Genomic DNA, 22,747 nt, shown 5'->3' on the forward strand with positions numbered 1-22,747 from the left:
TGTACCCCTACTGGCCTGATGGTGACTGACTGTTGTCAGACGGCATCTCGCCGGACACTTCCCCGGGCAGGGCGTACTCCACCGTTTCATAGAGGGGAAAGGTGGTCACATAACCCGGTATCGGGGTGCGCTCACTCCCCGACAGGTGAGGAAAGATGTACATCACCAGCGTGGGGTTGGGCAGGCGGGGAAATACGGTATCGATCTCGTTGGCCGCTTTCCGCACGAAGCCGCGGTAGTGCTCGATACCCGATTGCGGTAACGGCTGACCACCGATCACGCGACGATGGTCGGGCTTTTGAACGTCCACCATGTGCTGGTCGTAAATGGACTTCATAGTCGGGCCGTCCTGGGGCAACACCGTCTCTTTTGTGCTCGCGCAGCCGACCATCAACAGGCTAGTCCAAACCAGAACCAGTGGTAGTCGTCGCATGTTGGAATAGATTCGCGTCATGATGAAGTTTCCTGCCATTGGAATGGAAATCGATGGGAATTTCGTGATCGACGTGGATTGCCAGCTCGACGCCGGCGGGGACAAAGACCGCATCGAAACTCTGCGCCTGGCGCTCCCGCAGCCACTGGGCCACTTCCTCGCTGCCGCCGCTCAGGGTTTTGCCCAACACATATTTGCCGGTCTCTCCGGAAACGACGCTCGTTGCCGTACCGGCATCGTTGATCAGGGTGGTGGTTTCCGCCTGCGCGGCCGCTTCGCCCGCCGCTTCCAGCGCCATAACTCCAATGCGCTGAGTGAGGAAGGCAGGCGCGTTGGTCTTGCGCTCACCTGTGATACAGGGAATACCGCGCGCATCGGAAATCCAGCCGAGCGGCCGGTTATTGCCTCCCCCTGCGCTGCTTCCACTGGAACCACCCCGTTGATTGTCATCACTGGCGAGGGTCTGAATGGTGCCGTCCTCGAACACGAAGGTCACCGATTCCAATTTTCCGGTGACACAGGAAAGGGTCCAGTCGCCGATCGCGGTGCCGCTCCAGATCATGCCTTCGATGCCCGGAATGCGTAGGCCATTGGCGGCCAGGTTTTCCTTACCGGTAATCACCTTGAACGGCATAGGGTCGCGCACCTGCCCCTGGATAGGCACCCGGCCCACCAGGGCTGTCATGCCGGTGGATCCAATCAGGGTGGCATTGCGAGGCACCGTGTAGACCGGGAGCGTGCTATTAAGGACATCGGAGCCTTTGGAGACCAGCGATTGCACCGGCGGACCCGCGCTGTCGAGCGCGTTGCGACCGGTGCGACTGAAGCGGTTGAGCAGCGTCTCTTGGTCCTCCCCAGGCGATGGCGAGAGCTCCATAGGATTGACCCACACCAGCGACTCAGAGTTCGCAGAGGGTGCGCTGACACCATCCAGACCGAGCCCGACGGGAATGTCAGAGCCCACAGCCGATGAAGGTTTTGCAGACTGGCCGTAGCGATTGGTCAGGGAGTCCACCCTGGCGGTCAAGGCCGCAATGGCTGAAGTCGTCTCCGGTGACGCGGTGTCGCTCCGTTTGGCTGCCAGGGATTGCTGCACTCGGGTCAGCACGTTGTTTTCGATCTGTTTGCGGTCCTCGATTAAGTCGCGGTTTTCTTGTTTGAGCGCCGTGTTGTCCCGACGCAGAGCATTCAACTCCGAGGTCATGGCGCTGACATTGGCGGTCAGGGTCTTGATGGTGTCTGCCGGCGAATCGGCATCCGGTTTCGGCGCCTGCGGTACCGCCTCCAAGACTTGAGCCTGCTCTTCATCCGGCGAGCAGGACTTCACTGCAACCAGCGCCGCCATCAAGACAACAGAGCCGGCAAGCAGAGGTAATAAGCGATTACTGGTGACCATCGACATGGGGTAGATTCCACTCCTCTTTTAAAACGCCACATCGAATGGCCGATCCGAGATCAGATAGACCGCGGTGGTATCGTCTTCGTTGCCCGCAGGTAGCAAGCGGTTGTGCTGAAACGTTGCTGCTAACCAGGCCCCGCGAAGTTCTCGCGGATCCAGCACCACCGGCCTTTGGGTTCGATTGGTCAACTTGACGGCAGTGACATAACGTAAACCCGCCTTCCAGGCGGCGACGGGGACCGCTTCGATCCGTGCGCCATGCACCAGCTCGACCGGTTCGGCACTGACCGGAATGGCGACCACACCGGACTGACGAGGAATCAGTCGTGTGGGTGCGTAGAGTTGTTGCGCGGCATACCGGGTTAAGGCGGCATATCCCCAAGACAGCGATTGGTTGTTAGATAGCGACTCGGCAGCATCCGTGTCCGGTTCCGAATCCAGCATTATCTGCACATCGGGAAGTGTGTGGCTGCCGGACTCGGCAGGCTCTGCTGACACATCGAGAACATACATCGGCCCCTCGGTTTCCGATCGCACCATGATGCGGGTGGTGTCGAATGGCTCTCTGGCCAAGAGGTACAGGGTGCCGTTGACACTTTGGCTGCGCAGCAGCGCGGTCAGTGCCTGCGGCAGACCGATACTCACCGAGCCTGGAAAATGCACCAGACGTTCTTCGCCGACGACTAACGGAATCGCGATGGGCGTTTTGTTCCAGACAACACGTTCAGGCGCATTTGATGCTGTATCGACTTGTGCAAAGGACAACAGCGGAATGCAGAAACCGAGCAAGGCGATCCATCTCACTGGCGCAACGAAATGACGGGGATTCATTGGGATGATTCCTTATTTGTAGTGGCGCCAGTCACGCCGGGTTCAGCCAGCTCGGCCTCGTTCAATCGACGCGGGCCATCACTGGCGTACCCATCGAGTGCCAGCCCCCAGGGATTCGATTCCGGATCGATGGCCTGGCGTACCACGCGAATCGGGTAGCGAATCGTGGTTTGCTTCACGGTCATGCCTTTTACTGACTCCAACAGGTCGAGATCCAGCCAGACGACCCAGACATCAGGTGACAGCACATCGACGCGACGTTCCTCATAACCGTGCCCCGGCACTTCATGAACACCGCGCACCCGGTAGGTCAATTCACCGCGGCGAGCTTTGAGTTCCATGTCGGCGATCAGGTCATTGCGATAGCGCGGCGTCAGGTAGGGTGAGATGCGGAAAATCGCGCTGCCGTAGTCCGTTGCGCCGTTGTCGGGCCAACGATTGAGTTGCTGGAAAATGTAGAACGCGAAGGCGTAGACATTGGCCGGAGGCACCTCCTCGGCCGCCAGGACCGCACCGGAGCGCAGATCCGGCGGCACGTAGACACGCAATTGCTTGGGCGCCTGGCTCCAGCCGATCCAGAGCGCCAGGATGATCAGCCCTTGCAGACCAATGATGATCCACAAGGAACGCAAATGGGCGCGTACGTTATCGATTTCGAGACGGTAGCGGCGCATGCTGCGTCCTCCCGATATCCCAAGCCCCCGTACGTAACACCCAGGGCGCGCGATAGAGACCCGTCGACTGCAGGCGGATGCGCAACCATTGCTGGTAGTACCCGTCAGACCGCCCGCGCTTGATGCGCTGAAATATGCTCGCCATCACCACGACGGTGGCGACCACGCCGACACCGACGATACCGAAACCCATGGTGATGGCGCCGAGCATCCAGGCGAGGAGCAGACTGAGGGGCAGCCAGATCACGATGGCCAACCCCACAATCATGCCAAGCTCAGAGGACGAGCAACCTTTGAAGATGACGGGCTCGGCATTGAGCCGGTCCGCCAGGATTTCATGGTCTTTCGACATCCACACCTCCTGCCACGTGCTGCTATTGATGTCAGGTATCAGATGACACCGGCCGCTTCGGTCAGCAGATAGCTGGCGAAAATCAGGACGATGGCACCAACGATGCCCAAGACGCCCACTTCAGCCCACTCCGCTTTGCCCTGGCGGGCTTCATTGAATTTGGCGAAGCCCAGATAAGCGATCCAGAGAAAACCCAGAACCGCGATAGCGAGTCCGAGCACCAGTCCACCGTCTTTGATGTAGCCCTGGATCAGTCCGATCCAGTCACCCGCACCCGGAGCGGTACTCGGCGCGACCGGCGTCGGCAACGCCGCCCAGAGCGGCAGTGGGAAAAACACCGCGGCCGTTGCCAATAGCGGCCTGCGAATGGCAACGGACTTTTTGCCGAGCCCGTTTTCTGTAGTTGATGTACCCATAAGAAATGTCCTCTTCTGTAACGCTGATAAAAATGGGGCCTATCCCCGCATCCCACTGCGATGCACCGCCGCTTGCCCTTACCGGGCTTTCTCGATCGACTCACCGCAAATAGAAACCCAACACCATCAACACAATGCTTGCCCGCAAGGTGCTCCAGGTCAGGTCGAAGACCGTGGCCTGACCTTCCTGCCAAGCCCGAAAGGTGCCGATGGCAACCCAGATCACCCACACAAACGCCAGCACCAGGACCATCGACGCGACCGCTGTCAGCATCGTCGCTGGGGTAATACCGGAACCGGCTTGGAAAGCTGCTTGCTGTGCCCCTGTCATCGCGCAACCTAGCGACGGTAATCGCCGCGCAGGGGCGGGAAGGAACGTGGTTGGGCACGAGGCGCATCGATGTGTGACTGAACGCCGTCCCTGATTTGCTTCAGGTCCTGGCGCAGCCAGTCATAATTAAAACGGACACGGGCATCCTTATCGGCATTGACCTCGGCTTGCTTGATCAAGGATTCAAGGGCATTCAGCTCATGGATGATTTTTGCCAGCGCATCGCGCTCGGCGTCTGCATCGGCGAAGGCCGCAGGCGTGATGAACAAGCCAATGATCAGAAAAGTAGGTAGCCAGAGATGGCGTTGCATGGCACTGCTGCTCCCGTGTGTTGTTACAGGGCATAGTGCGAGAATCAGTAGCGAGGAACGATGGAAAATCTATTCGGTGGGTGGGGTGGTTTACAAGCCATCATAAAAGCCCGCAACACACCCGAAGCGAGTTTTCGATAGTCAAATCAGGTCGGCCGTGGGCGACGAGAATCCGACCTAGCGGCATCGTATATAGGTTTCAGGTTGTCGACTAGTATACCGGTCTCTACCACCACATCGGTCAGAATCAAAGGCCGCGCAGGTAAAGCCTATTAGGCATCCCACCGGACTAATTGGTTGCACGAATCTCGCGGAACGCCTCGCCAAGCTGAAGCGCCGCACTTCGCCGATCTCCCATGTCGACTAGCATGTCGAGGATTCGCAGGAACTTCTGTGCCAAGGTCAGCGTCATCGGTGCGTCACGATGTGCAAAGTGTTGCACTAGCTCTGCAATGCGCGCTGGGATGAATGTTCCATGCCAACCTTTCAGGCTGTCGGGACCGTCGCCGATAATTGCGAGCACTTGCTCTGCGAAGGCACCGGCCGGGTAGTTGGCTCTTGCTCGTTCACAGAGCGTCAAGAATGGGTCCATCACTGAAGCAGTCCATCCGCCGGCGCGAATAAAACGATCAATCAAGGGCAGGATGCGGCTGATTTCGGACCAGTCGCCATTCACGTAGCGCGCGGCCAAATCGGCGCAGTCGACTGAGACAAACATCAACGTACGAACAAGCTCGGGTTGATCGAAGCCTGAAAATTCTCCGCTCCGGTAGGTGTCGCGCTTGAATGTACGGTCCTGAAGGAGCCGCGTTAGACAGAGATCGAGTATCGCAACTGTATCGACTGGAACGACCGGCGCGTCGTACACGTAAGCGCAGACATAGGTGCTCGTGAATGGCGAAAGAAGAGACCAGCAATTGTCGCCTTCGAGGTCCAAAATCGGATCAAGGAAGCGGGCCTGAAAGTCGGCAAGCGGCATTAGGCCAGCCACGTGTCCCAGCCTTGAGCCGAGCGTATGCGTCCACTCAAAGATTTGGGTCGCCGACCGATCACGACGTCCGGGCTTCACCCAAGGCGGTGCATTCTTCTGGTTAGTCCAGTCGAGAACACTAGCAAGGAAGTCGAGAAGCGCGCTTTTTGCACTGCTGTTTAGAACCTCGTCGAAGGGGATGCGCTGAAGGACTTCTGCAGCTTGCTTTGAGCGCCAAAAGACATCCGGTTCACCCCAAACTTCAGCAGCGTCGGTTGCATCATCCAAGTCGTAATCTTCATATCTTAGATACCCACGCCGGCCCTTCCCAGGTTCGACCTTCACCCAGGCTGGAGGCGGTAACGGGAGTGGCGTCCATTCGCTTCCATGCTCATAAAACGCAAGCGCCGCGTTGACAGCGGCTTGTGCTTCATTTGATGTATGGAGTGCTTCACCGTGTCGACGGAGCTGGTCACGCGGCCGCGAAGGAACGTGGCAGAGTGAAAACGCCAAGATCAGCGCGGCCCAAGTCAACTTCGAGTCATTAGGCCAAAGCTTGCAGGTCTCTTCGAGTGCGGTCAACGCAACAATTTCAAGTGGGTGCGCGATTAGCCCGAGGAGGTCATTAGTCGTTCTGCGCGCTGCTGTACCTTCCCGGAGATCCGCTGCGAGCCCCCGTGCCACATAGATCCCCTGGTGCCACGGGACGACGGAACCAGGGGACCACATCGAATCGAACTTTTCTGGCAGACGGATTGCGCGTTCTAGGACACCACGAGCCCACTCAAGGTCTTCGTGTGTACGCCCTTCTCTAAAGTTAAGCGCTATGGCCGCTGTGGCGGCGACTGCACCCCGACGCATTCCCAACTGCTCTTCTTCATTCTCGCTGTTCGAGTGTTCGAATAAGTCGCTGGCGTCCGCTTCCTTGGACAACACGATGGCATCCTCGATCGTATAGGTGTCGTTCAGTGTCTTCTCTTCGAATGATTTGGATGCCCATGTCCAAAGGCCGGTCTGCCTGAGGTACTTATTAGCTTCTTCGGCTCTGGCTACATTTTCAGGCTGAGCAGCAGATGGGCTGACGTGGACAATCGCTATTTGGTCCGAACCCTCTTTGGTGCGGTAGGCCTGATAGTTTTCCGGATCCGCCAACTCGGCATATTCGAGGGCCTGCTTTGTAAGGTGCTCCTGTGCCTCCGGAATGGCCCGGTGTTCTTCGTACTGGAAGGGCAGATCGTTTTTGAAATTGAGGATCGCTTCGCGTGCTCGATCGCGGAATGGCTCCGTCGCAAAGACAAACCTGGGTACCATCCAACTAAGCTGTGTCTTACGGACAGTCCTAGCATTTGCTGTCCGGATTGCATCAACGTGAGGTTTGTCAGTACTACTCGTGAAACCGATCAGGTTCGTCGATGATGAAAGGTCTTGCGCCATTCGATTATGGTCTGCGGCTAACAGGCGTTGCGAGGTGAAGAGCGGCAATGTTGTTTCAGACACCCACTCGGTGTGGAGGGCGAGCATAGACGCCATTCCTAGGATGGCGATGCACTCGTTCCCCTCGACAATATGCTGGATCAGCTCGTCAACAGTCTGGCTTTGCTCAAGCTCGGTGAAGCACCACTCCTCGAGCGCCATGAATGCGCAGCCGATGGCTTTAGGTGCCCACGTCGACCGAAACCAAAGATACTCTCGATCGGTGCCCCAGAAAATTTGGGTACCCCAGGGAAACGTAAGCTCGAGCGGTATAGGGGTGCCCCCATGGTCGTGTGAGTGATGATGCAGCTGTCGCCATGCGGTCATCGCATGATTGCAGAGTTCTCGAAGGAGCCGCAGTGCATGGTCAGGAGATGATTGGAAAAGCGAGTGAAAGGGCTCTCGAAGTGGCGAAGGCGGCCAGAAGTTTCTGTGGTCGTCGTGGATCGAAAGCCTTTCCCAGTCGTGGTAGCTGAAATCACCGACGGTTCGCAGATAAAATCTACCCGAAAGTGCCATTTTTTCTTTACGTGTCCTTTCGGCGTCTGGCTTTTCTAAAACTGCTTTGCGCCACTCAGCCGTGTCATGAAGTTCCTGTTTTTCTCGGGCAACTTGCTCATCCGGAAGCTCCCCAAGCAGGAACGCTAGTGAAAGTTCGACCACAGACTGGGGTAGCGATTGGGCGAGGACGGGTGAGCAGGCGATGATGTCATGAAATGCATCGTCTCGGATGCGCTCCGAGTTGGCGACCCGTCGCAAATAGTCGGCTGCAAGGGATGGCTCGGCTCTCGACGATCTTAAGAGGAGCTGGCCCAGCGATTTTCTGAGAGCACCCAAGCCGGGAACCTCCCCCCAATAAACAGAGTTCTCATCAGGTCTATCGGCAGTACTGATCGCGTCGATGGCGGCGAGCCAGACAGCGCATTGTTGCAAAAGTGCATGAGACGTCGGGTTGCGGAGGTCGGCCAAAGCATTCTGCCAGACCTCGAAGATGGAGACGATCTCTGGATAAAGCCGCTGCGGAATGTCTGCAATGCGCTGTAGTATAAAATTGATGAGGCGACGCCACGCGGAGAAGTCGGAAGGCCATCCGAGAAGATCAGCGAACCGTTGGCGTTGTTCCCGTGGGAGACCACCAGTAAGGATATTCTCATTTGGGGTGGTCTTCTCAGCCTGAAACCAGACGAGCGTCTTCCTGAAAAGTCGGAAGTCGTCGGCAAAGACAGCTGTCGCGAATTGGTCTTCATCAACTTCGAATCTCGAAGTTCCGAGGGGACCAACCAGCCACGCTCGCAGCCATTGTGACCTAAGTTCCGAATCCTCCGTTTGGGCAAGGTACGCTGGCCAGTTTGTTCCCTGCGCATACTCCCATTGAGAGGTGAGCTCGACGACGCGCGCGACTGCCGGTGGTTCGCCGCAGGCCTTGATAACTCCCATCCATTGTAGTCCGCGATCGGCTATGACATGGAAGAAGGCCCATTCGAAGAAGATATCGTGCGCGAAGCGGACGGAAACCCCTTCACGGGCATTTTGGAGTATGCCGTCTGATCTTAGGCCATCGATGTGTGCAACTGAGGTTAGCTGGCTAAGGGCAATCGGCTGGCTAAGCTGGCGGGCACGGACACTTGCCAAGTCGAGTAATGCTCGCTGGCGTTCAAGGGCGTTTTGACCCGTCTCATTGTAGCCGCCCCGCCGCCACCAATTCTCAATCAAATCGACTTCAGATTGGGGTGCGAATGTCGAAGCGCTGGGGTCGGCCATGTAACTCTGGTTCAGCACTTTCGCAAAAAAAGGTCGTCGGACAATCTCTTGCACTTGAGCAGATCCAAACAGAAGTGATCTCAGGTGTGGCTTGGCTTTTGCGAGCGACTCGGCCTCATCGTCGCTCAGCTGACCAACGCTTAGCGTCTCGACCTTCAGGGTATCGAGGAATTCGCCCAACCAATTGCGAAGCATCTCAATGCCGGTGTCGCGAAGGGAAACGACGACGCGCCAGTTATCAAGTAGTGGTGATTCCACAATGGTGTGGAGCACTTCGACGATGATGGGCTGGTGTTCTGTGTCGATGCGGTCGATCGCATCGATAAAGAGTACGGGAGTACCGGCAGCCCCGATCTCTACGAGAAGTTGCTCCAGGTGAGCACCCGATAAACCCTGCGAGGTCGCATAGCTGATCCAGCTGGTCCCTTCGAGCTGCTCAGCTTTGAGGAAGATGATCGGCCCGTTGCCTAGTGCACGCTGCACCGCTCGCCTCACCACGACTGATTTGCCACTTCCTGGCAGGCCGCGGACCTGGACGGCACGGGCTGTTGTGAGCTTTGCGTCCATGCTCTCAAGGAGCGAGATACGGTCGAGCTTTGTCCCACCAATATCGTCCGGAATGAGGTTCGCGTAGCTCTTCGCTAGCTCCGTTAATTTGTCGAGGTCGAGGCGTAGTGAGGGCGCTCCGCGGAGTCGTGCGATAGGTGAGATCAAGCGAACAAGTCGTATGCGATCAAACTGACCTGATTTTCCGGCTGATGAACGGGCCAGCTGAACTGCTCGTGACCAGACAAGCGGTGCTTTGGCTGCATCATCTGGCGCAAGGCAATCCTTAATACGATTAATGGCATCAGAGGGATCAGTGGCGCCTTCGCGAAGGAAATCGAATTGAATGAGCACGAAATGAGCAAGGAACTGGTACTCTTCTTCACTCGTGCACGGTGCCCCCTTCGCTGCATCCAGTAGAGTAACGACGTCGTTCTTAACCGTTTTGATGTCTGCGCTGGCGCTGCCGCCCTTCACAAAGCGAGAGTGGAAATGGTCAGCCGTCAGGCTTTCGCGGGCCCAATCGCAAAGGGTCTTTAATGCCCGTTCTTTGGCAGGGGTGACGGTACCAACTGCGGCCCCGTAGCGGTCAACATTGAAGCGGAAGTCTGGCTTGTTGAGGGTTGCCCAACTGTCACGGATGATTTCGAGAAAGTCTTTGTTCGTTTTTGCACTGCTGATCGTGAGCGAACGCTTTACCTGGAGGCTAAGTCGGGCGAGGTTCTTTGAGGTATCTTCAAAATCGACGATCACATCATCCAGTGGTTCACCGAAATCGCGTTGCTGAACCGATACCTGAACAACAGTTCGATCATCGATGCCGGGTGCATAAGCCTCGGCTAGCAGTGCGGTCAGATAGAATGCAGCCGCGTCGCCCTCAAAGGTGAAGCCTTCGCCGCCAGCGAGTTCAGGTGATTGAGCCATTTCTATACTGAAAATTCTGTAGGTTGTCGGCTTCCGAGGTTTACCATGCTTGTATTCACTCCTGCATTTTCTAAAACGCGTTCATCAACAGCTAAAATCGAAAGACCGCATCTATTACTGGAAGCAATTGAACATTCCTAACTTTCAATTCAAGGTTAAGAACTAAATCGTGCTTTCATTGCGTCTTATAGCTTCTACAACTTGGCTCAACTGCCGGCTGTCAATCCTCGCTTCGTGTAACCCGCCCAAATTGTTTCTGAGATCTTCAACACCAAATGCTTTCGTCAGCGCATCTAACGACGGACCTCGGTGGCTGCATGGCAAATTCATTGCCTGCGCCCATGGGATGGCTGTTTTCTGACTGCAGAACACCCCTTGAATCTGCGGCATTACCATTCCGTATCGCTCAACGTGATCCTGGAGAATCGGCCAGTCGAAACTGGCGTTGTGGATGATGATGAGCTGATCCTTCAGGTAGCCGGCAATCCGTTGCCACTGCGAATCAAAGGACTCGAATGCGGCAGCCTGTTCGTTGGTGATCCCGTGTATAGATTGCGCTTCTTCTGAAATTCGTTTTTGCGGTTGTGTCTTGAATTCGATGGTTTCCGCGATTTCTCTATTCCTAACCACGGTGATGCCGAGCGTTACGATATCCGGCAAGCCGTTTTCATCAGGCAATCCCGTGGTCTCTGTATCGAGGACGATGTAATCGTCAGGGAGTTGGGTGAATATCCACAGCAGTTCTTTGTACATCGCCATCACCGTCTACCGTTGCCATCGAGGGATTCAACCTGGACGATCGATCCCTGGTCATAGTGGTACCGCAGGTAGCGCCAGTGGATGGCATCCGAAAGCACCCTGGGGCGCATGACGCCGTAGCAGTCACCCTCCGCCCTCACGCTCCGGAAGTGAACACCGTAACTGTTTGCATCACGCAAGTTGTAGCCGAGCTGCTGTGCCTCGCGATAATCATCGGGATCGTAAATCGCCTCACCGACCAGGTGTCGTATGTCGTGCAAGGTAGCCGGCCCCAGTTGTGCACGGATAACGCGCATTTCCTGGGTGGTCCTGTCGATTCGAGACTCTTTCAGGAATCGTGCGCGATGAAACGAGGACTCGGCCACAGCGATCGACTCGTCAGCGGCGCAGTAATAGATACCAAAGTCCCTGTTGAAGCGACCGCCACGACCATCAACAGGCGGGTGCGTAAACGCCGCCATGATCCAGGAGGCGCCATCACCATAGACACGATCTTCCGGAGGCACCAGACGAATATCACCCACTTCGTCGCGTAACCTGGGATTGGTCAGTGACTCTACGGCGTACAACACATCCCAATCCTGGGGATTGGAGACGCGCTCGAACAGGTGGATCTGTGGGTAGCGCGACAGGATGACCCGGTAAACCGGTTCATTGATCTCGCTGCTGGGTAGCGTAGCGATATCGATCACCAGCCACCCCGCTCCGCATCAAGGAAGTTCCTGACCACAGCCAGGTCCACGACCTGACCGGCAAGTATGCGATCCAGCGGTGCCGTGCCATTGAACAGCGGATTGTCATTAGGGGTAGCCAGCCACTGATCGGCCAGTGCCTGGTCGGGCAATAGAATCTGCAGAGATTTGTAGATCCCCAGGATATAGCTCGCCCGCTCCAGCAAGTCCCGGGTCAGCTTGGCCTTTTCGGGCTGGTTCTTCCAGTTGTAGAGGGTCTTCTCATTGCTGAGCCCCAACAGGGTCATCTGCTGAGCGCCAGTCAAGCGCCACTGGCTGAAAATAGCGAAAATCGCCGGCAGCAGTGAACAGGTGACACTGGAACCACGCTGCAGTAATTGTTCGGCTTGTGCGATCATGCTTAACTCCGTACTGTATTTTTACAGTGCTTTGATGCAGCCTAGCAAACTGTAATAGTACAGTCAAGTGTATCAGAGATACTTCTTGAAGGTGCTGGCCGTGATGGTGACGGCAAAGGCAAAGGCCAGAGCAAACGGCAGGATGATCCAGGACGGATGAAGACTGAATGGCAGTGCCAGGTAGAGTACCCAGGCCATGATGATCAGCGGAATGGCGGCTTTCTTGGCGTAGTGATAGACGAAAGAGCTCTCCCGGCCCCCGCCCCAGCGCCGCAAATCCCGCCGCACCAGACCATCCACCAGTGCCACCAGAGTGAAAAGCCCAAATACCGGGGTGGCCAGGGCCAGAATGGCCAGTCTCACAGCAAATACTTGGGTGATCTGCATCCCCGCCAACACATAGTCAGCCACAGGCCGATAAAGTTGGTGCAGCAGGGGGCGCACACCGGACTCTTCGGAGGAGGGAACCGGCGTGACCCACTGAATGAGATCAATAAGGCCGGTCCACTCGAAGGCGATGGTGTAGAAGCGTTCCGATAAATCACTGGCGAACTGCATGGGCTGCGCGGTCAACCAACTGCGATGAAAGTCTGCCCCAAGAAATTGCAGCTCATTCACCAGCATCTGTCGGCTATGCGCCACGCCCTGCTCCTCCCACCAGAATGCCATACCGATCCATTCGATCAGGATGGAAAAGACCAGGGAGAGGATCAGCCATTTGAGGCATTGGGCGAAACCCGTCAATACCAGGGAGATCGCTCCGGGACGGGCAACGGTTCGACGAGGATCGGTCGGTTCCGCCATGCTCAGTCTGAGACACTCGATTCTGCAGGCTCAACCGTCGCCTCAGAGACGCCGTGCCACCAGTGCTCAGTCACCCGATACCAGTGATCGTTGGTGATGTAGCTGCGCCGCATGGCCTCGGCCATTTCCTCAAAATTTCCTGGCATGGCGGCATCGGCGCGGTCATCCGGCAACGGAATACGAATTTTCCAGAGCTGCCCTCCTTCCAATAGCGCGAAAGCCTGCCCTTTGGGGAGCGTGACCATATCCGCCGCGGTCAGCATCGGCACTTCCGAGACGCTGATCCGGTCCTCATTGCGGGATTTGAAATCGACGCCGGAACCGGGATCCGAGGAATCATCGACACCGGAGACACTCATCAGGGTGAAAACCTCCACACGTGGCAACTGCTCAGTCAGCATCTCGGCGGTATCCAGCTCTTTCACCCGCAGCATCAGCATCGTATTAAAGTTACCCGCCACCTGCCCGGCTTTGGCGCGACTGCCGATCCGCGCCTCCACGTCCGACCAGGTCTGGGTATAGGCCGTGACCTGAAAACCGGCGCCACCGGCCTTGTTCAACAGTGGCACGAACTCGTCCCCGATCAGTTCGTTAAACTCGTCCGCGTGCAATGAGATGGTGGGCAGCGACTGTCGCGCGTTTTCCGGGAGTGAAGTATCGGACCCGGGCGCCATGACACCGTGCTTATAGATCGTGCCCGCGACGGATACCAGGTCCGCGAACATGGAGTTGCCCACTGCACTGGCGACCGTGGTGTCTGTGAGGGCGTCGAGCCCGACATACACAATTCCTTTGCGCCGGACCACCTCCATCCATTCGAAGATCGGCCTCGCATCCTGCTCGTCCTGGTAATCCGGCGAGATCAGCGCGGCGATGGTGCCGGTCGTCAGCTTTTCCATCAGCGGGCCGACGGAACTGACGATCTTGTCGAAATAGGTCTTGTCGTATTTGAACGCCGAAATCAGGCCATCCAGAACCGGGTCGTAAATGGCCCTCTCCTGCAATAACCGCATACAGGCGATGGCTTCCATCGACCGGCCACGCAATGCGTTGGGCAGGTTGCGCTCCTTGATGTCCGCGGCGCGCTCTTCCACCAGCGATGCCCAGGCGTCGATACCGGCCACCTCGGCGCAATGGCCGGCATACTCCACAAACAGGGGTTCGATGTCGTTGATGTAGCGGCGAATCTGTTGATAGTCCGGTCTACGCGTCAAGGCCACCAGGGCACGTGCAATGATATTGACGAATCGCCAGGCAAACTCCTTGAAGGCCGCCGAGTTCCCCTCGTTTGGTAACTGGTTGGCGATACGGGTGGCGACCTCGGTGATGCGCGAGAAGTTGCCAATGGCGTTATAGCGCGCCGACAGTTCGGGGAAGCCGAGATGGAACAGATAGAAGTCGTCCAGCCGGCCGGCGCGCTTGGCTTCGGCGTAGATCCGGCGCAACAGGTCGGCATCGCCCTTAGGGTCGAAGACGATGACGACATCACCCCGGCGAATGTCCTGGGTGATGAGCAGCTCGGCCAAGCGTGTCTTGCCGACGCGGGTGGTGCCGAGCACCAGCGTGTGCCCGACGCGTTCCCCGAGATCCATCCACACGGATTGCTCAAGGGGTTCAACGGCGTGCAGCGCCGGCTTGCCGCCGACCGCGGGTAGCGGCGCCAACGGATTCCAGCGGGAACGGCTGCACAAGCCTTTGGCCAGCACCGAGAGTATGGGGATCGACTCCCAGGCCACCTCCTTTTGTCTTGCCCACTGATAAAGCCTGCCCGGTTGCACGTAACGCCGCACCTCGGGCTTCAGCGTATCGCGCAGCCGCTGCGTATGTTGTTGTGTCCAGCGAAATCCTTTGCCCAAAAACAGCTTATGCCGACTGACGGGAATCTGCGCTGCCCGCAGGCGATACTCCGGCAGCCGCTTCATGTGATGTTGGTAGCGCAGTACGCGCCAGGCCTGACGGCCCCGCCACACGCCAAACCCGAAAAAGGTCAACCCGGTGGCCGCCGCGATACCCGGTGGCATCATCAGAGCCCAGGGTGCCAACCAGGCCAGAGTGCCCGCCGCAAATGCGGTGGCGGTGGACCACAACTCGACGGGAGGCCGCAACAATGCCTCCATCGGATGCGTGCTCATTGCCGGATACCGTCAGGGGTGATCAACACCGGGTAACGATCGATGGCCAGAGCTGCGGCCAGGTCACTCCCGGATCCCAGGGTGATGGATAAGCCTTGCGCCACCTCCGCTACCCGTCGCACATCTGTCTCGGTCTCGGCTTGTATCAGCATACCCACGGCGCCAAGATCTTCCAGGACGTCTCGGTGCGAGACCAGCCACCGCAACGACGTGGCATCCGATCCGATCAAAAAAAACGGCCGTGGATTGCCTTGTGCCAGCCGCGCCAGCACCTCGGGACGCAAGGCACTGCCAGCGATATCGCCGACAGTCAGACCGGGTGAGCGCACTGGCAACAGATTGCGAAGGTCTGCCGGACCATCACTGGACAAGGGATTGGACGAGGGATCGAGGGTGGAGCTTACGGTTGGCCCGGACGATGGCGAGTCATCCGCCAGGAGTGGCTCAAGCAATGGTGCCAGCGGCCGCGTTTGACCGTTGTCGTAAATGAGCGTCAACTCGGCGAATGCGTTGGCACTCACGCCGAGCAAGAGTGACAGTACCAGCCCAAAGATAAGCAACAGCGATCGATTACTGAGCATCATCGGGAACCTCCTCGGTCGCATCGAGCACTTGCGCCCAGCGCTCCTGTACACGGCGGCCATAGCGGTTTGCGCGGGCTGGATCATTGGGTGCGTGGTAACAACCGGCGCTCTCGATCCAGGTACGGTGTTCAATTAAGCAACCGCGCAACAGCGCGGCCGCCACCCGCATATTGTGGTAGGGATCGAGCGCCTGCCAGGATGAACCCAGGGATGACTGGTGATAGCGCCAGCTGACCTGCATCAGCCCGATATCCACGGACGCATCGGTTTCCGCCAATGCCGTCTGCAAGGCCTGCCACGCGCTCTGGCGAGATGGAAAATAGTGCCCCTTGCCGTCGATATTCAGCGCCCACGGCCAGGGGCGAAACTCTCCACGACTCAGTGAACTTTGACCGCTCTCAGTGAGGGCTACCGCATAGAGCAGCGCCGGCGGCAGACCGTATTCACGCGCGACCTGCTGATACCCGGCGGGGATCGGTTGCGACTGCGCCATCATCGGCCCACACAATAGGCCGACCGCACAGACGATGATCGAGCGGCTTGCCATGACCGGCGCTCGTCAAAACCGCGATACCGGCAAGGGTGCCAACTGACCCTCCCGGCGCAGTATCAGTACCGGCAAATCCTGACCCTGCTGGCCCGTGTGGCCAGTGACCTGGTCGAACGCGCCGGCATCGATGTTCAGCGTCATTCGGTGGTCGCTGACCCACTGCGGATCGATCTGCCTCGCTGCAGCCCAGTCGCGTATGCGGGACTCCTCACCGACCGACACATCGATCAGATACAAATCAATGCCGGCAAATTGTTTGATCTGACTGACCAGTCGCTCCAATACGGCGTCACAGCGCGGGCACTGCGTCTCGGTAAAGAACAGCACCCGGTCATCGGGCTGCCATGTCAGTTTTTCGGTTGCCGTTTGATTCGTTGCGGCTGAGGCCAGGGCACTGGCATCGATCAATAGTCCATTGGGGAACAGGCGCTGCTGGGCGTCGTCGTAAGCACGTTGGAACGCCAGGATCCGCTCGGCGTCGTCACGCATCATCACGGCCCACTGTTCGGCGTAGCGACGGCGCTCGTCGGCCGTGCGTGCATGAATACCCAAGACTTCCAAGGGTGACAGCGTGGCAGGACTTACGCTGCCGCGAACTCCCTGCATCAGGGATTCATAACGCAGCCACTCAGTTGGGTCCAACCCCCACTGTTCTGCGCGGGAAGTCCGGGATTCGATCTGTTGGGTCGTCGACTGCTCGACAGCCTGGAGCTCCGAAGTGTCCGAACCCGGCCCGGTGTCCGCGTTGACGGGCAATGTGATACACAGCCAAAATCCGAGAATCCCGATGCGCGAGGATCGCACTCTGCACTCAGCGGTCATGGTCGTTGACCTGCTGATCGACCGGTACGGTTAAATCGCGTTGAACGATGGTCTGATGCGTCGGGTCGCAAAGATGTACTGGGGATTGACCGGTGACACCCTGCTCAATCGTCAGCGTAGCCGTATGGACAGAACGCTGCTCTTGATCAGGTCGCTCGGACTCGACGCCGACCAGCAATGCAGTGACCAACACAATAATCAGAAAGAACCCTTCCATTAGTGTGCGCCTCCGGTCGATGCAGGGTGCGAGGCATCGGTACAACGCTCGAAGGCAATGAGGCGATGTACAGGATCCTGAACCGGGTGAAACGCCGGGCCTACCATCAGCCCGATCACCGTCTTGAGCGACATCGGCTCAAAAGCGCGATGCGCATTTGGCAACGGCAGATCGAGCATGTCGATGGCTTCCTCCGACAGAACGGCATGATCTGCCAGGCGATAACCGGAATCGCGCAACAACCAGTGCAAGGCATCACCGACAGTCTTGATGTCGTTCGGAATGGTGATCGACTTGGTGACCGACAGAAGGTCTTGCTGTCCGGCCGTTGGCGCGACAGCAATGACGGAATATCGGCCAATCTGGGCCTGAGCGCCTTTCACTGAATTCAGTTGCTGCGCGGCCCATGCGGAGTGACCCGTGATGGCCAGGCCAGTGCAGCACAACCATATCGTTAAGCGTTGCGGGATTGCGGAATGCTTGGACGAAGACATGTTTGGCTCTCGATCATGATGATGGTCGTCATGATCACCAACCGATCCTCACCCGTGAACGATCAATCCGTTCCGTGGGTGTCGGGTTTTCTGTCAAACGGCTCTCTGCTAATGACTATCGACCTAAATACACAGCGCTGATCTGCTCGCGGGTATGGCCGAGTTCGCGACTGATGATGAGTCGTGCCTGGTGATCCAGCTTGCGTTGATCGGCGCTGAGACTGGCAGCGGTCGGCCCACCCGCGGCAGGACAGGCCCAGCCAGTCAATTGCTCAAAGCGTGACTGGGCGTAGGCATGGCGCAGTCCATGCAGCTTCGACAGCCCCGCTTGTGTGGTATGTCGCTCGTAGGCTCTCAACTGCTGGATATAGCTTTTCTGGGAAGGAATCAGGGATCCATTCCCGGCCAATCGGTGCGCACGATCCAGGACGGTTCGCTGGTCCTGACGGAGGATCGGCACGACGCGCGACTTGCCGCCCTTGGTCCAGGACGCCTTGAGCCGGATATGATCGCCCTGATCGGCGAAACCGGGCATGAATTTGATTGCCTCCTCTCTTCGCAAACCGAAGGAACGCTGCAGCTCCAGGCTCATACGCACGTAGTCATCCTGGATACTGGTCAGTGCCTGGCTATCGACCGCGACCGCCTTAGACTCGTTACTGACGAATTGCCGGTCGGGGATGCCGTAGAACTCGTTCGAGCGGGCAATGACATTGCGCCGATCCACTTTCGCTGCCCACCAGCGTAGGCAGTTCATGCGGTTCTTGATGGTACCGGCCGCCATGCCCTCACCGAGCCAGCGCTTTACCAGGGCATCCACATGCTTTGGCTTCAGGGATCGGGTGGTCATCCGCCGATACCCCATCTCCTGCAACTGATTCGCGATCTGGTTGAGCATACGCGCACGGTTGGCTTGCGTGCTGTAGCTGCCATCGCGGTTGCGTTTGCACAATTGTTTCAATTGGTAGTTCAGGTCTCTCATCGTGTACTTCCATATCTGGTAAGTGTTTATGACCAACCGCAGGCACGTAGCCTGACAGGGTCCGCCGAGGCGGAAGGGTCAAGGGACACTACTCCCCGTTCGACCTGATAAGCCTGGTCGCAGGCAACCTGGCTGCTCTTCTGTTGAAGATGGTGCCGGGTAAACCAAGGGCTCGAAGAGCCGTCGTTGATGGTGAGCGTTTCACCTCCTGTTTAATGGGCGGAACCATCGGTCCGCATGTTGAAAGAAACCGTCGATGTAACGGCGTGCTGAAAGTCGGCTGATTGCCAGCCGGATTTTTGGCGATAGCCAGGTTGAAGCGAGGACGACGTCCTGCAATTGAAGAAGCGTTGAAGATGAGCTGCAGCCGAGGCTGTGCGCCGTTGAAGCTCTGGCGACGCTGTTGTTGTTTCTGCCATTTTGGATGGCGAGGGCAACTTCCCCCATCCACGTTACCGCCGTGGCCGCGTATGAAGCTCTCTGCGATGCATGGCCGCCAGTATAGCCAGACTGAATTCGCGCTGAACGCATCAATTCGAGCGCAAGCCGTAGTTGTTCCGGGCTCCGCCGCCCTCGTCACTACTCCGCTTCGCTCAGCAGTGACGAGGGCTTCGTGCGCATCGACGCCCACGCCAGGTCTGCAACCTGTCATGGCCGTCGAGCAGACAGAGTGGTTCGAGCCGTGGTTACAGTGGAACCATAGCCAAAACGAGAAGCAAGAAAGGCGTTGGCACTTCAAACCGAAAGCGCATTCAAGGAAACAGGCGAGCGGGTGCGGGGGAAGTGCCACTTTATCCCAAGTGGCCAGGGCAAGGAGCCGATTCTCGTCGGCGATATCAATCTTCATTGGGTAGCATGATCGTGACGACCGGTTCGCCGGCGTCGCCGGGGCCGACCATCAGCTTCAAGCTCACCTCCTGGGCTTCCGTGGATCGCCCGTCTTTCGGCACGCGATACAACGAGAATCGCAGCCGATCACCCGGCGTCGTCGCTGTTCGAATGGCGTAGAACGCCATGAACAGCACATCCCACAACCGGCCGGACTCATCCTGGTAAACCTGAAAGCGGTTATCCCGCTCGCTCCAGGTTACACAATCACACCACGCAGTGTGCGTGAGTGCGACTGGCCACTTGAATCCGGCTTCTCGCGCCATAGGGGTGACATCGATCAGCACACCGTCATCGATCGCCTGTGCACGGCTATAGCTCGCAATCACAGGACCAAACACGTCTTCCAACGATTGAGTTTCTGAATTTTTCATAAGGGTTCTCCCTGGAGAAATGAATAAAATGCTCAGGGAGCACCTCCTTCCCATTGGGAAGTAGGGACTCCCCAATGGGTTGAGTAAACGGCTTTTAAAGCAATCCGCTCTCGGCAAACGATAGCGATTCACCGGAAGTCACGATGAAATGATCCAGCACACGTATGTCCACCAGTGCCAGAGCATCTTTCAACCGCTGGGTTATCGCCTTGTCAGCATGACTGGGTTCAGCGACACCGCTCGGATGATTATGAAAAAAAAGCACCGCAGCGGCATTGAGCGTCAGCGCCTGCTGTACCACCACACGGGGATACACCGATGCGCCGTCAATCGTGCCTTGAAACAGCTCGGCTGCCTCGATGACTTGATGCCGGTTATCCAGATACACGCAACCAAACACTTCCGCTTTCCTATCCGCCAACAACATCCGCAAATATTCACGGGTACGATTGGGGCTGGGCAGCTCGGTTCCTGGTCGATGCATCTCCCCCAATACTGCGAGGGCTAATTGCAACAGGGATTGCTTTTCAAAGTCGGTCAGCGATGCGATTTTCAGCGCCGCCAAACGGTTTTTACTACTTGCCTTTGCAGGCGATGATTTAGAAGCCATGACTGGTCTCCTTTGCTGGCGCGGGGAGACCAATCCCGCGAGGAATAGGTTTCCTCGCTGGTTTGGAAGACTGGCAGCATCGGTGAATGCTGCCAGGGTTTGCGGTTAGGCGACCGCGTTGCTGGTCGCTGACGTTCCCAGGAATGGCTTACCGTCTACTTTGACCCATTGGAATCGAAGCAGACGGGACTTCAAGCCAACACCTGTCGTACCGGCACGTTCGCCTTGTTTAAAGATAAAGGTTTGAGCCTGCAGATCACTGAGGTGAAATCCCACCAACACTTTCATGTCAGCTTCGACCGCAGGCATCAGCTGGCGCACCAGGTCCTTTGCTTCCTCGCCCGATACCACACAATCAAAGTGGGTATGCTGGACGTTGTCGGCTGGCCCTCGCAGTGCTGCGATTGTGACACTGAGAAAGGGAAATCCGTTCTCTGGCGTCACTTCGCGTACACGGTTGAGATAACCGATGCCGTGTATATCAAGATCGAAATACTTCGGTTTTTCAGACGTAGTTTGTCTACTGGTCATGACACATTCTCCTTGAACATTATTGAATGCCGGAGAACGCGATTCCCTGGCGGGAAGTCGTTTCCCGGCAGGGTGAGTAAAGTCAGGGCAAGCCCAGACCTTGGATTGACGGTAAAACCGCGATGTCGCTTACACAATCCGATGACATCTTTTTGCCACTGAGACCGCAGTGGCCACGTACAAAGTCGTTACCCCTCCCTCGCGGGGACATTGCAGACAAACTGCAGGTACTTGAGCATGCCACGTGCATTAGCAAAGGCGGCATGGTCGGCAATTGTCTGGTTGGGAAACCAGTTGGCAATATCGTCAGACAATGCCGCACTGCCACCCCCGACGAACAGCACCCGGTCCAGTTCCACCCCAAGCCCGAGCTTGCGGCGTGTTTCCGTGTAGAGCCTTTCCACCAACTCCCGTTTCGCCGCCTTCACCAGGTCAGAAACGTCGTGATCCTTCCCGTGAAGTCGTAATCTTTGCGTTTCAACGGCCCTGGCAATGCTTTGCTCACCCAGCTCATCGACATCAAATAGTTCCTGAATACCGTCCGCTACACGTACCTTCACGTTGAGCATGCCGCGATTCAGAGAGCCCGACGATTCGTGGACAATGCCCTGATCCCGGACCACCACATAGTCAGTCGTCCGGCCACCGATATCGACAATGGCAATGGGCGCGTTGACGCGATCGGCATCAAGCGTCACGCCATCGTCGGACGTCACGATCACGAAGTCATACCAGGCAGCCAACGCCTCCGGAATCACCTCGTGGAACGCAATACTGGTTTTGAGTGTTCGCTGCGCTGACGTGTGCGAAACGACAGGCTCTACCGTCAATTTCAAGCCGTCTCTCTTTGCCTGGATCGCCTGTCGCCTTTGCTGACCATCATTGCGGTAGAACGCTGAGACCGGTAATCCGGTGACCGCGTGCACAGATCGGCCCGAAAGACCCGCCTGGTGTAATGCATGTTGAACGATCACCCGGTTTAGTGCCGAACCCGGGTATTCATTGAATTGGGTGGGTTCACCATCCACCGCGCCGACGGAGTACACACTGCCCTCGGTTTCGTACTCAAAGATCTTCTGCTCCTCCTCCCGAATCCAGGTGACACCCGCTGACCCCATCCGCGCCCGGGACGGCACCGCCACAAGGCGCCCGTCCGGCAACGCCACTTTGGTGTACGCATAGCCGTCATCCAGGCCTACCGGAACGACTTCCATGGGATCGATCGGTAGCGGTGATAGGTCATCGTCAGTATATTTTTCATCGGTTCGTTCGGTCATGGAGTACATCCTGGCTTCTGTATTAAGTGTCGTTATTCGCCAATCACTCGTCTCAGGTGGGCAAAGGGCTTACCGACAGGCTCTTTGGGAAGTGGATCGGGGTTTAAAACAGTGTTATCAAAGGCGTGACCTTGTTTGGCTTCTTCACTGGGCATATCCGCCGAATGGTGATTGTCCGTGTCGATGGGGTGACAACCCTCCATCATGGTGCG

At 57.3% G+C, this 22,747-nt stretch carries 24 protein-coding genes; all 24 read right to left on the bottom strand.

The annotated features are described in order from the left end of the window. Positions 1-7 precede the first annotated feature (7 nt). The 24 genes from C0039_RS05195 to parM all read right to left on the bottom strand — a co-directional run bounded on the left by C0039_RS05195 (position 8) and on the right by parM (position 22,535). Positions 8-454, bottom strand: coding sequence for a TIGR03751 family conjugal transfer lipoprotein (locus C0039_RS05195; protein WP_101517455.1), 447 nt, complete (start codon positions 452-454; stop codon positions 8-10). Beyond that, positions 399-1,835 (bottom strand): TIGR03752 family integrating conjugative element protein, encoded by a 1,437-nt coding sequence (locus C0039_RS05200; protein ID WP_101517456.1) that lies wholly within the window; start codon positions 1,833-1,835, stop codon positions 399-401. The genes C0039_RS05195 and C0039_RS05200 overlap by 56 nt, the downstream gene beginning before the upstream one ends. Before the next feature lie 21 nt (positions 1,836-1,856). Next, a complete protein-coding gene (locus tag C0039_RS05205) occupies positions 1,857-2,663 on the bottom strand; it encodes a TIGR03749 family integrating conjugative element protein (protein ID WP_101517457.1) in 807 nt (268 codons plus the stop codon). Then, positions 2,660-3,337 carry a PFL_4703 family integrating conjugative element protein gene (locus C0039_RS05210; protein WP_101517458.1) on the bottom strand — a complete coding sequence of 226 codons (678 nt, stop codon included), beginning with the start codon at positions 3,335-3,337 and terminating at the stop codon, positions 2,660-2,662. The genes C0039_RS05205 and C0039_RS05210 overlap by 4 nt, the downstream gene beginning before the upstream one ends. Beyond that, complete coding sequence (locus tag C0039_RS05215) at positions 3,309-3,689, bottom strand: TIGR03750 family conjugal transfer protein (RefSeq protein ID WP_101517459.1); 381 nt, start codon at positions 3,687-3,689, stop codon at positions 3,309-3,311. Before C0039_RS05215 ends, C0039_RS05210 begins: the two co-directional genes overlap by 29 nt. Before the next feature lie 38 nt (positions 3,690-3,727). Continuing rightward, positions 3,728-4,105: a TIGR03745 family integrating conjugative element membrane protein gene (locus C0039_RS05220; RefSeq protein ID WP_101517460.1), complete on the bottom strand. Its 378-nt coding sequence runs from the start codon at positions 4,103-4,105 to the stop codon at positions 3,728-3,730. Between the two features lie 100 nt (positions 4,106-4,205). After that, positions 4,206-4,436: a TIGR03758 family integrating conjugative element protein gene (locus C0039_RS05225; protein WP_101517461.1), complete on the bottom strand. Its 231-nt coding sequence runs from the start codon at positions 4,434-4,436 to the stop codon at positions 4,206-4,208. Positions 4,437-4,444: 8 nt separating this feature from the next. Further along, the gene (locus tag C0039_RS05230) at positions 4,445-4,747 is read right to left on the bottom strand and encodes an integrative conjugative element protein, RAQPRD family (protein WP_101517462.1); all 303 of its coding nucleotides are present in this window, start codon (positions 4,745-4,747) and stop codon (positions 4,445-4,447) included. A gap of 289 nt (positions 4,748-5,036) precedes the next feature. Beyond that, on the bottom strand, positions 5,037-10,421 hold the full coding sequence (locus C0039_RS21030; RefSeq protein ID WP_165787044.1) for an ATP-binding protein: 5,385 nt from the start codon (positions 10,419-10,421) through the stop codon (positions 5,037-5,039). 162 nt (positions 10,422-10,583) lie between these two features. Beyond that, positions 10,584-11,174 (bottom strand): 3'-5' exonuclease, encoded by a 591-nt coding sequence (locus C0039_RS05240; RefSeq protein WP_101517541.1) that lies wholly within the window; start codon positions 11,172-11,174, stop codon positions 10,584-10,586. Positions 11,175-11,179: 5 nt separating this feature from the next. Next, positions 11,180-11,872 carry an RES family NAD+ phosphorylase gene (locus C0039_RS05245; protein WP_101517463.1) on the bottom strand — a complete coding sequence of 231 codons (693 nt, stop codon included), beginning with the start codon at positions 11,870-11,872 and terminating at the stop codon, positions 11,180-11,182. Then, a complete protein-coding gene (locus C0039_RS05250) occupies positions 11,869-12,270 on the bottom strand; it encodes an MbcA/ParS/Xre antitoxin family protein (protein WP_101517464.1) in 402 nt (133 codons plus the stop codon). Before C0039_RS05250 ends, C0039_RS05245 begins: the two co-directional genes overlap by 4 nt. A 72-nt stretch (positions 12,271-12,342) precedes the next feature. Further along, on the bottom strand, positions 12,343-13,074 hold the full coding sequence (locus C0039_RS05255) for a TIGR03747 family integrating conjugative element membrane protein (RefSeq protein ID WP_101517465.1): 732 nt from the start codon (positions 13,072-13,074) through the stop codon (positions 12,343-12,345). Between the two features lie 2 nt (positions 13,075-13,076). Continuing rightward, positions 13,077-15,206, bottom strand: coding sequence for a type IV conjugative transfer system coupling protein TraD (gene traD / locus C0039_RS05260; RefSeq protein ID WP_205422706.1), 2,130 nt, complete (start codon positions 15,204-15,206; stop codon positions 13,077-13,079). Continuing rightward, positions 15,203-15,790, bottom strand: a complete 588-nt coding sequence (locus C0039_RS05265; protein WP_239017283.1) for a PFL_4695 family integrating conjugative element protein — start codon at positions 15,788-15,790, stop codon at positions 15,203-15,205. The genes traD and C0039_RS05265 overlap by 4 nt, the downstream gene beginning before the upstream one ends. Next, entirely contained in the window at positions 15,777-16,337 is a 561-nt protein-coding gene (locus C0039_RS05270) for a transglycosylase SLT domain-containing protein (RefSeq protein WP_101517466.1), read from the bottom strand. The genes C0039_RS05265 and C0039_RS05270 overlap by 14 nt, the downstream gene beginning before the upstream one ends. Before the next feature lie 12 nt (positions 16,338-16,349). Continuing rightward, entirely contained in the window at positions 16,350-17,162 is an 813-nt protein-coding gene (locus tag C0039_RS05275; protein ID WP_101517467.1) for a TIGR03759 family integrating conjugative element protein, read from the bottom strand. Next, positions 17,152-17,379, bottom strand: a complete 228-nt coding sequence (locus C0039_RS05280) for a hypothetical protein (RefSeq protein WP_101517468.1) — start codon at positions 17,377-17,379, stop codon at positions 17,152-17,154. The genes C0039_RS05275 and C0039_RS05280 overlap by 11 nt, the downstream gene beginning before the upstream one ends. Continuing rightward, a complete protein-coding gene (gene pilL2 / locus C0039_RS05285) occupies positions 17,379-17,873 on the bottom strand; it encodes a PFGI-1 class ICE element type IV pilus protein PilL2 (protein ID WP_101517469.1) in 495 nt (164 codons plus the stop codon). Before pilL2 ends, C0039_RS05280 begins: the two co-directional genes overlap by 1 nt. A 115-nt stretch (positions 17,874-17,988) precedes the next feature. Continuing rightward, positions 17,989-18,855, bottom strand: a complete 867-nt coding sequence (locus tag C0039_RS05290) for a phage integrase N-terminal domain-containing protein (RefSeq protein WP_101517470.1) — start codon at positions 18,853-18,855, stop codon at positions 17,989-17,991. Positions 18,856-19,691: 836 nt separating this feature from the next. Beyond that, positions 19,692-20,117 (bottom strand): DUF6573 family protein, encoded by a 426-nt coding sequence (locus C0039_RS05295; RefSeq protein ID WP_101517471.1) that lies wholly within the window; start codon positions 20,115-20,117, stop codon positions 19,692-19,694. A gap of 94 nt (positions 20,118-20,211) precedes the next feature. Next, positions 20,212-20,727, bottom strand: a complete 516-nt coding sequence (locus C0039_RS05300; RefSeq protein ID WP_101517472.1) for a JAB domain-containing protein — start codon at positions 20,725-20,727, stop codon at positions 20,212-20,214. Between the two features lie 105 nt (positions 20,728-20,832). After that, complete coding sequence (locus C0039_RS05305) at positions 20,833-21,258, bottom strand: DUF3577 domain-containing protein (protein ID WP_101517473.1); 426 nt, start codon at positions 21,256-21,258, stop codon at positions 20,833-20,835. Between the two features lie 188 nt (positions 21,259-21,446). Continuing rightward, on the bottom strand, positions 21,447-22,535 hold the full coding sequence (parM, locus tag C0039_RS05310) for a ParM/StbA family protein (protein ID WP_101517474.1): 1,089 nt from the start codon (positions 22,533-22,535) through the stop codon (positions 21,447-21,449). Positions 22,536-22,747: the final 212 nt, after the last annotated feature.

The sequence above is a fragment of the Pseudohalioglobus lutimaris genome, assembly GCF_002866825.1.
Taxonomy (GTDB): domain Bacteria; phylum Pseudomonadota; class Gammaproteobacteria; order Pseudomonadales; family Halieaceae; genus Halioglobus; species Halioglobus lutimaris.

Excerpts from the sequence above, each read along its gene's own strand:
- C0039_RS05195 (WP_101517455.1), bottom strand. The coding sequence starts at position 454 with ATGACGCGAATCTATTCCAACATGCGACGACTACCACTGGTTCTGGTT.
- C0039_RS05200 (WP_101517456.1), bottom strand. The coding sequence starts at position 1,835 with ATGTCGATGGTCACCAGTAATCGCTTATTACCTCTGCTTGCCGGCTCT.
- C0039_RS05205 (WP_101517457.1), bottom strand. The coding sequence starts at position 2,663 with ATGAATCCCCGTCATTTCGTTGCGCCAGTGAGATGGATCGCCTTGCTC.
- C0039_RS05210 (WP_101517458.1), bottom strand. The coding sequence starts at position 3,337 with ATGCGCCGCTACCGTCTCGAAATCGATAACGTACGCGCCCATTTGCGT.
- C0039_RS05215 (WP_101517459.1), bottom strand. The coding sequence starts at position 3,689 with ATGTCGAAAGACCATGAAATCCTGGCGGACCGGCTCAATGCCGAGCCC.
- C0039_RS05220 (WP_101517460.1), bottom strand. The coding sequence starts at position 4,105 with ATGGGTACATCAACTACAGAAAACGGGCTCGGCAAAAAGTCCGTTGCC.
- C0039_RS05225 (WP_101517461.1), bottom strand. The coding sequence starts at position 4,436 with ATGACAGGGGCACAGCAAGCAGCTTTCCAAGCCGGTTCCGGTATTACC.
- C0039_RS05230 (WP_101517462.1), bottom strand. The coding sequence starts at position 4,747 with ATGCAACGCCATCTCTGGCTACCTACTTTTCTGATCATTGGCTTGTTC.
- C0039_RS21030 (WP_165787044.1), bottom strand. The coding sequence starts at position 10,421 with ATGGCTCAATCACCTGAACTCGCTGGCGGCGAAGGCTTCACCTTTGAG.
- C0039_RS05240 (WP_101517541.1), bottom strand. The coding sequence starts at position 11,174 with ATGTACAAAGAACTGCTGTGGATATTCACCCAACTCCCTGACGATTAC.
- C0039_RS05250 (WP_101517464.1), bottom strand. The coding sequence starts at position 12,270 with ATGATCGCACAAGCCGAACAATTACTGCAGCGTGGTTCCAGTGTCACC.
- C0039_RS05255 (WP_101517465.1), bottom strand. The coding sequence starts at position 13,074 with ATGGCGGAACCGACCGATCCTCGTCGAACCGTTGCCCGTCCCGGAGCG.
- traD (WP_205422706.1), bottom strand. The coding sequence starts at position 15,206 with ATGAGCACGCATCCGATGGAGGCATTGTTGCGGCCTCCCGTCGAGTTG.
- C0039_RS05265 (WP_239017283.1), bottom strand. The coding sequence starts at position 15,790 with ATGATGCTCAGTAATCGATCGCTGTTGCTTATCTTTGGGCTGGTACTG.
- C0039_RS05270 (WP_101517466.1), bottom strand. The coding sequence starts at position 16,337 with ATGGCAAGCCGCTCGATCATCGTCTGTGCGGTCGGCCTATTGTGTGGG.
- C0039_RS05275 (WP_101517467.1), bottom strand. The coding sequence starts at position 17,162 with ATGACCGCTGAGTGCAGAGTGCGATCCTCGCGCATCGGGATTCTCGGA.
- C0039_RS05280 (WP_101517468.1), bottom strand. The coding sequence starts at position 17,379 with ATGGAAGGGTTCTTTCTGATTATTGTGTTGGTCACTGCATTGCTGGTC.
- pilL2 (WP_101517469.1), bottom strand. The coding sequence starts at position 17,873 with ATGTCTTCGTCCAAGCATTCCGCAATCCCGCAACGCTTAACGATATGG.
- C0039_RS05290 (WP_101517470.1), bottom strand. The coding sequence starts at position 18,855 with ATGAGAGACCTGAACTACCAATTGAAACAATTGTGCAAACGCAACCGC.
- C0039_RS05295 (WP_101517471.1), bottom strand. The coding sequence starts at position 20,117 with ATGAAAAATTCAGAAACTCAATCGTTGGAAGACGTGTTTGGTCCTGTG.
- C0039_RS05300 (WP_101517472.1), bottom strand. The coding sequence starts at position 20,727 with ATGGCTTCTAAATCATCGCCTGCAAAGGCAAGTAGTAAAAACCGTTTG.
- C0039_RS05305 (WP_101517473.1), bottom strand. The coding sequence starts at position 21,258 with ATGACCAGTAGACAAACTACGTCTGAAAAACCGAAGTATTTCGATCTT.
- parM (WP_101517474.1), bottom strand. The coding sequence starts at position 22,535 with ATGACCGAACGAACCGATGAAAAATATACTGACGATGACCTATCACCG.